General features: G+C 60.6%; 11 protein-coding genes and 1 pseudogene. 5 read left to right on the top strand and 7 right to left on the bottom strand.

What is annotated here, in order from left to right; all coding sequences use genetic code 11:
- Window positions 1-2: 2 nt before the first annotated feature.
- The 3 genes from I5L79_RS14205 to parS form a co-directional block, all read right to left on the bottom strand.
- Complete coding sequence (locus tag I5L79_RS14205) at window positions 3-266, bottom strand: hypothetical protein (protein WP_196955719.1); 264 nt, start codon at window positions 264-266, stop codon at window positions 3-5.
- A 386-nt stretch (window positions 267-652) separates the two neighbouring features.
- On the bottom strand, window positions 653-1,111 hold the full coding sequence (locus I5L79_RS14200) for an RES family NAD+ phosphorylase (protein ID WP_196955718.1): 459 nt from the start codon (window positions 1,109-1,111) through the stop codon (window positions 653-655).
- 3 nt (window positions 1,112-1,114) lie between these two features.
- Window positions 1,115-1,576 (bottom strand): type II RES/Xre toxin-antitoxin system antitoxin, encoded by a 462-nt coding sequence (parS, locus tag I5L79_RS14195; protein ID WP_231403109.1) that lies wholly within the window; start codon window positions 1,574-1,576, stop codon window positions 1,115-1,117.
- Between the two features lie 414 nt (window positions 1,577-1,990).
- Here parS and I5L79_RS14190 point away from each other — a divergent pair, with 414 nt between their 5' ends.
- The 4 genes from I5L79_RS14190 to I5L79_RS14175 all read left to right on the top strand — a co-directional run bounded on the left by I5L79_RS14190 (window position 1,991) and on the right by I5L79_RS14175 (window position 7,426).
- Window positions 1,991-2,656 (top strand): TetR/AcrR family transcriptional regulator, encoded by a 666-nt coding sequence (locus tag I5L79_RS14190; RefSeq protein WP_196955717.1) that lies wholly within the window; start codon window positions 1,991-1,993, stop codon window positions 2,654-2,656.
- An 85-nt stretch (window positions 2,657-2,741) separates the two neighbouring features.
- The gene (locus I5L79_RS14185; protein ID WP_196955716.1) at window positions 2,742-4,472 is read left to right on the top strand and encodes a peptidase domain-containing ABC transporter; all 1,731 of its coding nucleotides are present in this window, start codon (window positions 2,742-2,744) and stop codon (window positions 4,470-4,472) included.
- Window positions 4,473-4,523: 51 nt separating this feature from the next.
- Entirely contained in the window at window positions 4,524-5,924 is a 1,401-nt protein-coding gene (locus tag I5L79_RS14180; RefSeq protein WP_196955715.1) for an HlyD family secretion protein, read from the top strand.
- Window positions 5,921-7,426, top strand: a complete 1,506-nt coding sequence (locus I5L79_RS14175; protein ID WP_196955714.1) for a TolC family protein — start codon at window positions 5,921-5,923, stop codon at window positions 7,424-7,426. The genes I5L79_RS14180 and I5L79_RS14175 overlap by 4 nt, the downstream gene beginning before the upstream one ends.
- Window positions 7,427-7,616: 190 nt before the next feature.
- Here I5L79_RS14175 and I5L79_RS14170 read toward each other — a convergent pair whose 3' ends face one another.
- Together I5L79_RS14170 and holA are read right to left on the bottom strand one after the other, a co-directional pair.
- The gene (locus tag I5L79_RS14170) at window positions 7,617-8,126 is read right to left on the bottom strand and encodes a GyrI-like domain-containing protein (protein ID WP_196955713.1); all 510 of its coding nucleotides are present in this window, start codon (window positions 8,124-8,126) and stop codon (window positions 7,617-7,619) included.
- 29 nt (window positions 8,127-8,155) lie between these two features.
- Window positions 8,156-9,232, bottom strand: a complete 1,077-nt coding sequence (gene holA, locus I5L79_RS14165; RefSeq protein WP_196955712.1) for a DNA polymerase III subunit delta — start codon at window positions 9,230-9,232, stop codon at window positions 8,156-8,158.
- Between the two features lie 223 nt (window positions 9,233-9,455).
- On the opposite strand from holA, the gene tyrS reads away from it, so the two are divergent.
- Complete coding sequence (tyrS, locus tag I5L79_RS14160) at window positions 9,456-10,754, top strand: tyrosine--tRNA ligase (RefSeq protein WP_196955711.1); 1,299 nt, start codon at window positions 9,456-9,458, stop codon at window positions 10,752-10,754.
- Window positions 10,755-11,053: 299 nt separating this feature from the next.
- Here the strand turns inward: tyrS and I5L79_RS23665 are convergent.
- Window positions 11,054-11,224: pseudogene (locus I5L79_RS23665) on the bottom strand (histone H1); the annotation flags it as partial.
- Window positions 11,225-11,464: 240 nt separating this feature from the next.
- On the bottom strand, window positions 11,465-12,715 hold the full coding sequence (locus I5L79_RS14150) for an aminotransferase class I/II-fold pyridoxal phosphate-dependent enzyme (RefSeq protein ID WP_196955709.1): 1,251 nt from the start codon (window positions 12,713-12,715) through the stop codon (window positions 11,465-11,467).
- Window positions 12,716-13,051 lie beyond the last annotated feature (336 nt).

Raw genomic sequence — 13,051 nt, 5'->3', positions numbered from 1 at the left:
GGTTAGTTGACCCGTTCCAGCGTCACCTCGTCCCGGGTGAAATCGAAGCGCTTGCGCTCCACCTGCCCACGGCACACCACGGCCCGGGGCAGCGCCAGCTTGCCTTTGGCCTGGGCTTCCAGTTGGGCCTCGCCGGTAGCTTCCAGCACGACTATGGTTTCGCCATTCAACTGCAGCGTCCAAGGGCCCGGCACTACCGGCCCTTCCGGGTACCCCACAATGAATACTTCCTGGGGGCTGATCTGAATGATGTCGAGGACGCGCATTTATATTATTTAAGAACAAAACCTCTATCAGTAGAAAAGAACGAAATCAGCATTCCACCTAAACTTAACCACACTCCCAATACTAAAGTCAGCTTTACTGCAAAGCTGTACTGGTTGTATTTCCGAAAATGATGGCGCTGCAGCTTGTCTATATAATAGGCTAGTGCCAAACCAACCCCTATACTAAACGCAAAAAACACTGGGGCATAAAATACATTTACGAACAACCAACTGCCTACCTGCACGAAGCAGTGTAACAAGAACACATACATATAAAGAACGGTAAGCTTGGTGGCCGAGTCTAGGCTAGACGGCTGTTCACTGTTCGTTCCAAAGGATTTCCAGAAGCTGAAGTTAATTAACTGTAAAGCGGCATCTACCATACCTTACACCTCCCCGGCCTTGATCCGCGAATCGAACCGGAACTCTTCCCGGGCCACAATCTGGATGCGCTTAAAGTCGGGGTGGCGGCTGTGCAGCACATAGTTGAACTCCTGGGGCACGATGGACGAGGGCACGCGCAGCACGGCCGAGGAGCGGCGACGGTACCAGGCGTCGCCGAGGGGCTGGCACAGGGCGTAGCGGCTGGCCCGCTCCCACTCCGGCGGCAGCTCGACCAGCGGTATTTCTTCGACCAGCAACTCATCCGGCACGTCGATGACGAGCACACGGAACTGGTCGTTGAGGCCCTCGCCGCTGCGGTGCACCACGTTTTCGAGGCAGGCCAGGGCGCGGCTGGCAGCGGTGTAGATAACGAACTGATCCTTGAAATTCCAGCGCGCCCGGTAGCCCGAGGCAAACAGGTCGTCGGCGTACTTGGCCAGGCAGATGCGGTAAACCAGCATGGGCTACGACAGGTCGCCGTAGGCTATGCGGGCCAGCTCCTCGCTCACCAGGTCGATGCCGCCGCTGGTTTCCAGCAGCTTCAGGGGCACCTCGCTGTCGAGGCCGTGGGCGGGCTTGTCGAGCCAGCGCAGAAACGCGGCCGCCTCGCCAAATACTTCCACGCCCAGGTTGTAGAGGCTGATGATCTTGAGGGTTTTCTCGCTGCTGGCGGGGCTCAGGGGCTTTTTCTCCTGGGAGTAGGTACGCAGCGTCTTGGTCGAAAGCTCGTAGATGGCCTCGAGCTCATTGGCCTGCAGCTGAAAGGCCTCGCCCACCTCGAAGGCCGTGGCGGCGGGCACGCCCTTGCGGGCCTCCATCACCAGAGCAAAGGAATCCTGCCCGGCCCGGCCCCAGGCCGCCCATTTCTTGCGCAAAGCGGCCGGCATGGTGGCCGCGAGCTTGGGTTGGTGTGGAATAGCAGTCATAAGCGGGGTGCGATTTGACAGGTCGAATCTAAAGAAATTTTTCCTGTTAACGAGGAAATTTTTCCAAAGGTTGATGTTGCTTGCTTTTTGGTGACGCAACGGATTAGCCGCCCCTGCCGACGCAGATGGATTGCCGCTTAATTAAAAAAATAACTTTACCGCATTAAAATGAATTAATGCTATCTTTTATAATAGTAAAGCTATTATCATCGTAAGAATTGATAAGTTTGCAGCGTTAAACAGAACCTTGACTTCCTTTTAGGTCTGCCGCCTAGAGTACCCATCAGCGTGGGTGCTGCTAGTGGCCACGCTGAACGTGCCAGTTCCCCGCGGCCTACGCTGGAATGCTGGAATAACAGTGCCTAACAATAAGTTTTCTTTCCACCTACGCCCGCCGGACTTATTGCGTACGCTATGCTTCGCATCGACCTCAACGCAAATCTTTACCTGCGCGACCCCCAGGACACCGACCTGGGCCGCCGCCTGGTGGCCGAAAGCATCCGCCTGATTGACGAAATCGGCTTCGAGCAGTTCACCTTCAAGAAGCTGGCCCAGCGCATCGAGTCCACGGAGGCCTCTTTGTACCGCTACTTCGAAAACAAGCACAAGCTGCTGGTGTACCTGGTGAGCTGGCATTGGGCCTGGCTGCGCTACCAGATCCGGTTTCATACCCACAACGTGCCCGACGCCCGCCAGCGCCTGCGCCTGATTCTGGGCATTCTCACCCAGGCCCACCAGGACGACCCGGCCACCACGCAGCTTGATGAGGCCGCGCTCTACCGCATTGTGGTGAGTGAAGCGTCCAAGGCCTACCTCACCAAGGAAGTGGACGAGGACAACAAAGCCGGGCTCTTTCGGGAGTACAAGCAGCTGGCGGCGGGCATTACCGAGGTGGTCCGCGAAATCAACCCGGCCTACCTCTACCCCCATGCCTTAGTAAGCACCCTGCTCGAATCGGCCCGCAAGCAGTATTTCTTTGCCCAGCACCTGCCCTCGCTCACCGATGCGGGCGCCCCGACAGCGGAAAACAAATCCATCTACGACTTTCTTACCCGCCTGGCCTTTGCGGCCCTGGGCTAGGGGCCGCGGCTAAACGAACTGAGAAAAATAGCCCAGCTCGAAAAGGCTCCGGCCCCACATTACCCACTCCAACCTCTTGCATGCTATGGCGGACTCGCACGCCTCCTCGCTCACCCCCGGCCAGCGCTTGTGGCGTCTGCTCACCTCGGAGCGGCGCGACATTGCCTACCTCTACGTGTACGCGGCCCTGACGGGGCTTATCAGCCTGTCGCTGCCCCTGGGCGTGCAGTCGGTTATTGGCTTTGTAAGCAGCGGGGCCGTGAGTACTTCGCTGATCGTGCTCATTGCCTTTATCGTGCTGGGTACCCTGCTAGTAGGCGGTCTGCAGGTGATGCAGGTATACTTGGTGGAGTTTATTCAGCAGCGCCTGTTTGCCCGCCTAAGCCTGGACTTTGCCCTGCGCCTGCCGCGCGTGCGCAGCGAAGCTCTCAACGGGCAATACCTGCCCGAGCTGATGAACCGCCTGCTCGACGTGCCCACCCTGCAAAAGGGCATGGCCACTATTCTAGTGGAGTTTTCGGCCGCCGCCCTGCAAATTCTCTTCGGCCTGCTGCTGCTCTCCTTCTACCACCCCATTTTTATTGCCTTCGGGGTGCTACTGGTGGCCCTGCTGGCGCTGATGATTCGCGTAACCGGCCCCCAGGGCCTGCGCACCAGCCTGCTCGAATCCAAGTACAAGTACCGCGTGGTGGCTTGGCTGGAAGATGTAGCCCGCACGGTACAGACGTTCCGCCACCCGCCGCGGCAAGAGCTGCCCCTGGAGCGCACCGATGCGCTGGTGGAAGGCTACCTGAGTGCCCGTCAAAGCCATTTCCGGATTCTGCTGGTGCAGTACTGGGGGTTCGTGACGTTTAAAACGCTGATTACGGCGGCACTGCTCATCATCGGCTGCTGGCTGCTGATCAACCGCCAACTGAACATTGGCCAGTTTGTGGCGGCCGAAATCATCATCATTCTCACCATTTCGGCGGTAGAAAAAGTGCTGCTCAAGCTCGATGTGGTGTATGATGCGCTGACCTCCCTTGATAAAATCGGCCATGTGCTGGACCTGCCCCTGGTGCCGGGCGGGGGCACTACCACCCTGCCACTGCCGGCCGGCCGAAGCGGGCTGCGGGCCGAGCTGCGCCAGCTTAGCTACACCTACCCCGGTGGAACCCGCGCCCCCCTCGACCAGCTCACGCTCAGCATCGGGGCCGGGGAGCACCTGGGGCTGGCGGGTTACGACGGCTCGGGCAAAACCACCCTGCTGCGCATTCTGGCGGGCTTGCTGACGGGCTATACGGGCGTGGTGGCCTACGACGGCATTGCCCTGCAGGATGTGGAGCCCACCTCCCTGGGCGAGCATGTAGGCGACAACATTGCCCACCAGCATCTTTTCGATGGCACCGTGCTCGACAACCTGACCCTGGGGCAGGCGAGCATCGGGGCCGAAGACGTGGCCTGGGCCCTGGAGCTGGTAGGCCTGCGCGACGAACTATATGCCCGCCCGCTAGGGCTGAACACTCCCCTCGGCATTGGCACACCCCTGGCGGAAAGCACCCGCCAGAAGCTGCTGTTAGCCCGCGCTCTGGTGCGCCGCCCCCGCCTGCTTCTGCTCGATACCTTCCTGCCTGGCGTAGAGCCCGCCGAGCGGCTACGCATTCTGCGACGGGTGCTGGCTCCTGAGCAGGGCTGGACGGTAGTCGTAGCCTCCAACGACCGGCGGGTGCTGGCCTTGTGCCCGCGCCTGGCCGTGCTCCGGGCCGGTAGGCTGGTGGTTGATGGCTCTTTTGCCGAAGTATCCCAGCAGCCTGGGATGCACGATCTGCTAGCCTAGTACTCACGAAGCCCTGCCGCGTTTCTCTCTACTTCCTTACTTTTTGCCCTAATGCCGTTTGCTGAACATCCATTGGCCGAATCCAACCCCCTGACTGGGCGCTTCCGCTCGTTTGCACGGGTGCAGACGCCAACCACGGGCCGTACCCTGGCCCGGTGGGCGGCTGCGCTGGGGCTGCTGGCCCTAGCGGCGGGCTTCCTGCCCTGGACGCAGAACATACGCTCCACTGGCACCCTCACCACCCTACGCCCCCAGGACCGCCCCCAAACGGTACCCAGCACCATTGCCGGCCGCATTGCGCGCTGGCGGGTGCGCGAGGGTCAGCACGTGCGCCGGGGCGACACGCTGGTGGAGCTAGTGGAAGTCAAGGAAAAGTACTTTGACCCTCAACTGGTGCAGCGCACCCGGGAGCAGCTAGAAGCCAAAATTGCCGCCCTCAGTGAAAACAAAGCCAAGAACGCGGCCCTCAGCGACCAGCAAGTGGCTTTGCGTACGGGCTTGCAGGTGAGCCTCAGTAAGGCCCGCAACTACGTGGAGCAAAGCCGCCTTAAAGTAAACTCTGACGAGGCCGACCTCGTGGCCGTGCGCAACGACTACACTATTGCCCAACGCCAGCAGGAACGGCAGGAAGAGCTCTACAAGCAGGGGCTGAAGTCTTTGACCGAGCTGGAGCAACGCCGCCTGAAGTTTCAGGAAACTACAGCCAAGCTACAGTCCGCCGAAAACAAGCTGGCCGCCAGCCGCCAGGCCCTGCGCAACGCCCAACTGGAGCTTTCCTCCCTTTCGGCCGAGTACCAGGACAAGTTGGCCAAGTCGGAGTCGGACCGGCGCTCCGTGACGGCCTACCAATTCGACACCGAAGGCCAGATTGCCAAAATGCGTAACGAGCTGGCCAACCTTAACATCCGCTCGGGCTACTACCAGATTACGGCCCCCCAGGATGGCTACGTAGTCCGGGCCCTGAAAGAGGGTCTGGGTGAAATCGTGAAGGAAGGTGAGCCTATCGTTACGGTAATGCCCGATGCTCCGGCCCTGGCCGCCGAGCTGTACGTGCAGCCCATGGACATTCCCCTGCTGAGCGTGGGCCGCAAGGTACGGCTGCAGTTCGACGGCTGGCCGGCCCTGGTATTCAGTGGCTGGCCCGGCACCAGCTTCGGCACATTCGGCGGCGTGGTGGCCGTCATCGACAACATCGACTCCCAGGGCCAGTACCGGGTACTGGTCACCCCGGACCCCGACCAAGAACCTTGGCCCAAGCCTTTGCGCGTAGGCAGCGGGGTGTACGGCTGGGCCCTGCTCGACGACGTGACCATCTGGTACGAGCTGTGGCGGCAGGTGAACGGCTTCCCGCCCGACTTTGTGGGCGCCCCTGCCGGCAAGGACGGGAAAGAAGGCAAAGCTGTTAAGAGCGAGAAGAAGGCCGGTTACTCAACCGAAGAAGAAAGCAAATGAAGCAGCTGCGCACTTTTGCCCTGGCGACGGGCCTGCTACTGGAAGCTGGCCTGGGAAGCGCGGAGGCCCAAACCGCCCGCCCTGCAGGACGGGTTATGGCCACCCCCGACCCGGTGGGCCGGCCCGTGGACCTGCCCGACTCCAGCCGCGTGTTTGGCCTCAGCGACCTGCTCGCCTACGTCACGTTGCGCCACCCCGTGGCCCGGCAGGCGGGGCTGCTGCCCGAGCGGGCCCTACAGGAGGTACGCTTTGCCCGCGGGCAGTTCGACCCGGCTGCGACCAGCAAATACTACGGCAAAACTCTGGGCGGCAAGGAATACTTCCACGACTGGGACTCCCAGTTGCGGGTGCCGCTCTGGTTTGGCGCCGACGTGAAAGCTGGCTTTGAGCGCGGCACCGGCACCTACATCAACCCCGAAAACTACACGGCTCCGGCCGGCCTAAGCTACCTGGGCATTTCGGTGGCGCTGGCCCAGGGACTGCTGGTGGATGAACGCCGGGCCGCCGTACGCCAGGCCCAGGCCCTGCAGGGCTTGGCCGAAGCCCAGCGCCGCGGAGCCCTCAACAAGCTACTGCTGCAAGCCGCCAAGGACTACTGGGACTGGACGCTGAGCTACCAGCGCCGGGAATTGCTGCGCCAGAATACGGAGCTGGCCGATGTACGTCTCCGGGCCATTCGGGAGCGGGTGCGCCTCGGCGACCTAGCCGCCATCGACTCGGTGGAGGCCCTGACCGAGCTGCAAAACCGGCAGGCGGCCCTGGTGCAGGCCCAGGTGCAGTGGCAGAACGCCACCCTGCAGCTGAGCACCTACCTCTGGGACGAGCAGCAGCAGCCCAGGGACCTGCCCGCCGACGTACGGCCCCAGCCCCTGGTAGACCCCGCCGGCTGGCGCCCCCTCCCCACCGACTCGCTAACCCTGCTCGCGGAGCAAGCCCAGCAGGTGCACCCCGAGCTGCAGAAAAGCCGGGCCAAGCTCCTCCAATTGGGCGTGGAGCGCCGTCTACTGGCCAATAAGCTGCTGCCCAAGCTCAACGTCGATTACAACCTGCTGCAGGCGGGCGCCCCCTTCAGCCCCGAAACCGGAGCCCAACTCAGCGGCAGCTACCTGCAAAACAACTACAAGCTGGGAGTGCGCTTTGCCTACCCCGTGCTGCTGCGCCAGGAGCGCGCCAAGCTCCAACTCAACCGCCTGAAGCTGCGTGAAACCGAACTGGACCTGCAGCAAAGCACCCGCGAAATTCAGGCCGGGCTGCGCACGGTGGCCAACGACTGGGAAGCCCTGCGGGCGCAGCTAACTCTGCAGGCCCAGGTGGTGCAAAACGGCGAGCAGCTGCGCCGGGGCGAGCAAACTCGCTTTGAAAACGGGGAAAGCTCGGTGTTCCTGCTCAACGCCCGTGAAGCCAGCCTGGTGAATGCCCGCCTGAAGCTGGCGGAGCTCCAGGCCAAGTACGCCCAAACCCAGGCTAGCCTCCGCTGGGCCGCTGGCGGCCCCGAGCAGTAAGCCACCCACAAGCGGTGGCTGTCATCCCCCGCTCCCGGGATGAAGCCCGCTCCTACGCCCCGCTTTCCAGCGGGGGTACTTCCCAACCGGGAAAACCATGCCCCTTCCTTTGCCTGAAAATTCTCTTTTCCGGCGGGCGCCTCTGGCCCGCTGCTACTTGTGGTTTAGCACGTCAGCCCCCGGTAAACAGTCAGTTGCCCGTAGCCGGGCGGGGCCGCACGGGTAGCCAGATTTCTTCCTCGGACGCAGGGTCGGCGTTGCGGTAGCCGGGGCCCAGCACTTCCAGGTGCGGCCGGTCATCGACGACAAACCCGGAGGCCGGCAGCCACTCCAGCAGGATATACTGAAACACCCGCGTATCCAGGCTCGACCCGCGGTAGTCGAATACCGCATACTGGCCGGCCGGCACCGTTAAGGTCTCCATGCCCAACGGCACGGGCGCGTCGCCATCCACGGCCACCGCAGCCCATTTGCAGAACCTGGCGTGGACATCATACCCTGCGAAATAGCCGGGCGGGTACTGGGTCACCGAGAACAGGTCGGGACTGGCGGGCGAGGCAATTTCCCGCCGGCGCGGCATAAAGGTGCGCCAGAGCAGGGCTGTTTGGTCTTCGGCCCGCGACATAGCCAGACTGCAGCCTAGCAGCTGACGGGCGGGGGCTTCCAGCAGGCGGGGCTGCAAAGCGGGAAAAGAACTCATAGAAAGAAAGCTCCGGGAAAATTAGTGGTCTACTCTCCCAGCACCGCGTGCAGCGGCACCGGGTGCAGGATCAGCCAGATCAGCTCGCGCAGGATTTCCCCGTCGGTCATGGAGCCCGAGTCGATGCCTTTGCTTTGGGCGTCGGCGCGGCGGATCAGGTGCACGATGTCGCGGGTGCGGTGGAAGTCGAACACCTTCAGGCCGGTCTGGTAGTCCTTGCGCTGAATGGGAAAACGCAAGCCCATCTTCAGCCAGTCGGCCTCCGAGGGGTTGGGGCTCTGGTGCAGCGCCAGCAGGCGGGCGAAGAAGTTGAACAGCAGCGTGAGGTTAGGAATCAGCGGATTGTTTTTGGGGTTGGCCTCGAAGTACAGCAGGATGCGGTTGGCCTTGAGCACGTCGCGGCGCACCAGGGCGCTCTGCAGCTCGAAGATGTTGTACTCCTTGCTGATGCCCACCATCCGCTGCACCAGGTCCTCGTCGATGGCCTGGCCGGGCAGCAGGTTGAGCAGCATCTTGTCGACCTCATTCGTGAGGCGGCCCAGCTCGGCTCCGATGTACTCGGAGAGCATAATGGTGGCCTGGGGCGTAATCTGCTGGTTTTTGGAGCGTACATACTGGCTTAGCCAGGGCGCCACCTGGTTGTCGTAGAGCTTCTTGCTGGTCATGAGCACCGTGCCGGCCGGCGCAGGCTCCTTTTTATCGCCAGAAAGCAGCTTGCCCAGCTTGCGGCGTGCATCCAGGGTTTTGTGCTTGTAGCAGAACACCAGCACGGTGCTTTGCAGCGGGTTCTTCAGATACGCCTCCAGAAATGGCCACGATTTTTCGGCTTCCAGATCGGCCACGGCCTGGGCTTCCTTCACAAGCACGACGGAACGCTCGGCCATCATGGGGAAGCGCTTGGCCTGGCCCAGAATGCCCGTCACATCGGTATCCTTGCCGTAGATGACTACCTGATTGAAGCCTTTCTCGTGCTCAGGCAGCACGTGCTTCTCCAGCAAATCGGCCACCAGATCAATATAGTACGGCTCCTCGCCCTGCAGAAAGTACACGGGCGCAAACTGCCGCTGCTGGAGCTGCTTCAGGATTTCGTCGGGCGTGAGCGTCAAGTTTGAATTAGTAATTAAGAATTAGTAATTAAGAATTGACCTTGGCTAACCAACTGGAACCTTCGCAACTCTTCCTACCCAAAGGTACGGCCTGCCTCTTACCTTTGCGGACTGCTTTGTGAGAATTAGCCGGCTGCATCGCTTCTTCAGGGTACGCACCAGACTACTTGTTTACTCCGCCGGCCTGATTCTTAATTACTAATTCTTAATTACTAATTCCACTTTGAACCTAATAGATGAACTGCGCTGGCGGGGCATGTTTCACGACATGATGCCCGGCACTGAGGAGCACCTGCGGCAGAACGCGCCCATCACCGGCTACATCGGCTTCGACCCCACGGCGCCTTCCCTGCACATCGGCAACCTGGCCACCATTATGCTGCTGGTGCACCTGCAGCGCGCCGGCCACCGCCCCCTGGCGCTGGTAGGCGGCGCTACCGGCATGATTGGCGACCCGTCGGGCAAGTCGGCCGAGCGGAACCTGCTGGATGAGGAGGCCCTGCGCCGCAACCAGGCCGGCATCCGGGCGCAGCTGGAGAAGTTTCTGGTGTTCGACGACTCGCCCACCGGGGCCCGCGTGGTCAACAACTACGACTGGTTCAAGGAGTTCGGGTTTCTGCAGTTCCTGCGCGAAGTAGGCAAGCACCTCACCGTGAACTACATGATGGCCAAGGACTCGGTAAAGCGCCGCATCGGCGGCAACGAGGACTCGGGCGCCGAGGGCATCAGCTACACGGAGTTCAGCTACCAGCTCCTGCAGGGCTACGACTTCTTTCACCTCTATAAGGAACTTGGCACCACCCTGCAGATGGGCGCCAGCGACCAGTGGGGCAACATCACCACCGGCACGGAGCTGATCCGGCGCATGTCGGGCGGCGAGGGCAAAGCCTACGCCCTCACCGGCCAGCTTATCACCAAGGCCGACGGCACCAAGTACGGCAAGAGTGAAACCGGCACCGTGTGGCTTGATGCCTCCATGACCTCGCCCTACCAGTTCTACCAGTTTTTCCTCAATGCCGCCGACGCCGATGTGCCTCGCCTAATCCGGGTGTTCACGCTGCTGAGCCAGGAGGAGATTGAGGCGCTGGAGGCCGAGCACGCCCAGGCACCGCACCTGCGGGTGCTGCAGAAGGCCCTGGCCAAAGACGTAACCATCCGCGTGCACGGCGAGGCCGCGTTTGAGGCGGCCCTGTCGGCTTCCGAAGTGCTGTTCGGTGGCGGTGAGCTAAGCAGCCTTGATGAAGCCACGCTGCTGGACGTGTTTGCCGGCGTGCCCCGCCTGGAGGTTTCGCACGCGCTGCTCGCAGAGCTAAACGTGGTGAACCTGCTGAGCGACGCCACCAACGGCGCCATCTTTTCTTCCCGGGGTGAGGCCCGCAAAATGATGCAAAGCGGCGGCGTGAGCCTGAACCGCGTGAAAGTGCAGCCCGAGCAAGTAGCCCTGGATATACCGCTACTGCTGGATAAGTACTTTGTCGCTCAGAAAGGCAAAAAGAACTACTTCCTCATCAAGCTCGTCTGAGCTCAACTGGCAGAACCACGGATTGGCTACGCCGCACTTCGTTTCGCGCGGATTTATCGGTTTGCACGGATTTTGTAGCCGGCACCGTTCCACCTGAATCCGCCTGAAGCAGAAAACAAAAGGGCTTGCCAGAAGGCAAGCCCTTTTTAATCGTCCACAAAATCCGCGAAATCCGATAAATCCGCGCGAATCCGTGGTTCAGACTACTTCTTCTTGGCAGGAGCAGCTTTCTTGGCGGCAGGAGCGGCCTTTTTAGCAGCAGGAGCCGCTTTGGCAGCACCAGCAGCGGGAGCAGCGGCGGTGTTCTTAGCGTTCTGTACCTCGGTGCGGATGGTCTGCGCCATGTTCTTCAGTTCCTGCATGCCTTTGCGCACGCGGGTACCAGCGGCCGAGTTGCCCTTGTCGTAGAACTTCTCGAAGTCGCCTTCCAGGGACATCACGAGGTCTTTCAATTGGCCAAAATTGCTCATTGGAGAGGGGGTTAGTGGGTGTGGAGAAAGTGGTTAATCGGCTCTAATATACAGGGATTTCAAATACAAGCAAGTTGTCAACTTTTTTTATTAAACCCCATTAGGAGCCGTACAGGGCCTTTTTTATGCTGCAATTGCTGTACGCAGCCTGCGCTATGCTGGCCAATAATAACCGAATAATACAAAACAAGAAAGCCGGCCGCTGGGTAGCGGCCGGCTTTGTAAGTGCGGGCAGTCAGATTAGTCCTGCAAACCCGCCGGAATTTCGGCTTTCGAGTACAGCCCTTTGGAAAGCTTTTCCTGCACCGCTTCAAAGACCTTAATGGTCACGGCTACGTCATCTAAGCTATGCGAGGCCGTGGGGATGAGGCGCAGCATGATTACGCCCTTAGGAACCACCGGATACACCACGATTGAGCAGAAAATACCGTGATTCTCACGCAGATCGAAGGTAATCTGGGCCGCGTCGGAAATTTGCGCGCTCAGCAGCACCGGCGTCACGCAGGAGGTGGTAGTGCCGATGTTGAAGCCTTTTTCGCGCAGGCCGCTTTGCAGGGCCCGCACGATGGTCCAGAGGTTTTCCTTGAGCTCGGGGCGGGTGCGCAGCAGCTCCAGGCGCTTCAAAGCCCCCACTACGAGCGGCATGGGCAGGCTTTTGGCGAAAATCTGGCTGCGCATGTTGTAGCGCAAATATTCAATTACGTTCTCGGGGCCCGCTACAAAGGCGCCAATACTGGCCATGGACTTGGCAAACGTCGAAAAATAAAGGTCTATACCGTCCTGTACGCCCTGTTCTTCGCCCGTGCCGGCCCCCGTTGCGCCCTGTGTACCGAAGCCGTGGGCATCATCCACGAACAGGCGGAACTGATATTTCTCCTTCAGCGCCACCACGCCGCGCAGGTTGCCCTGGTTGCCCGACATGCCAAATACGCCTTCGGTAATCACCAGAATGCCGCCGCCGGTTTCATCGATGATGCGCTGGGCGCGCTCCAGCTGCTTTTCCAGGCTCTGCATGTCGTTATGCACGTACACGAAGCGTTTGCCCGCGTGCAGGCGCACCCCATCGATGATGCAGGCGTGCGACTCGGCGTCGTACACAATCACGTCGTGGCGGTTCACCATAGCATCGATGATGCTCACCACGCCCTGGTAGCCGAAGTTGAGGAGCATGCAGTCGGGCTTCATCACAAACTCAGCCAGCTCGCTTTCCAGCTGCTCGTGCAGGTTGGAGTTGCCGCTCATCATGCGGGCGCCCATGGGCAGGGCCATGCCGTACTCAGCAGCCGCGTCGGCGTCGGCTTTGCGCACCTCGGGGTGGTTGGCTAGGCCCAGGTAGTTGTTCAGGCTCCAGGTGAGCACCTCTTTGCCGCGGAAAATCATGCGGGGCTTAATCTCGCCTTCCAGCTTGGGGAAGGTAAAATAGCCGTGCGCATAGTGCGAGTGGCTGCCCAGCGGGCCGCGGTTGGCGGCAATCTTCTCAAATAGATCCACGAAGGAACGGGTTGAATGTGAAACGAAAACGAGCGGCTACGACCGAAACCCCAACCGCCGGGGAATGTGCAAAGTTATGGCAATCCGCAAAGGTAACCGTTGCCCGGCAGGCTTCCAACCTTCCGGGATTTTGCCTGCCGGGGTTGAAGGTGCCGATGGAATGGTGTTTCTTTGGGTGCTAAATGACTTAGTTGCTTTTAATATAGAACGTCATTCCGAGCCCAGCCGAGGAATCTCGCGTGCTGATAGTGGCGGTGGTAACTGATTTTACCACACTAGCAAGATTCCTCTGTCCCTGGCTTGATGCGCCACATGCTCGGAATGACGTTCGTTTTC

The organism is Hymenobacter guriensis (genome assembly GCF_015773195.1).
In the GTDB taxonomy this organism is placed as follows: Bacteria; Bacteroidota; Bacteroidia; order Cytophagales; family Hymenobacteraceae; genus Hymenobacter; species Hymenobacter guriensis.
Note: the sequence above shows the minus strand (reverse complement) of the source record. Positions and strands in the feature narration are given on the sequence as shown.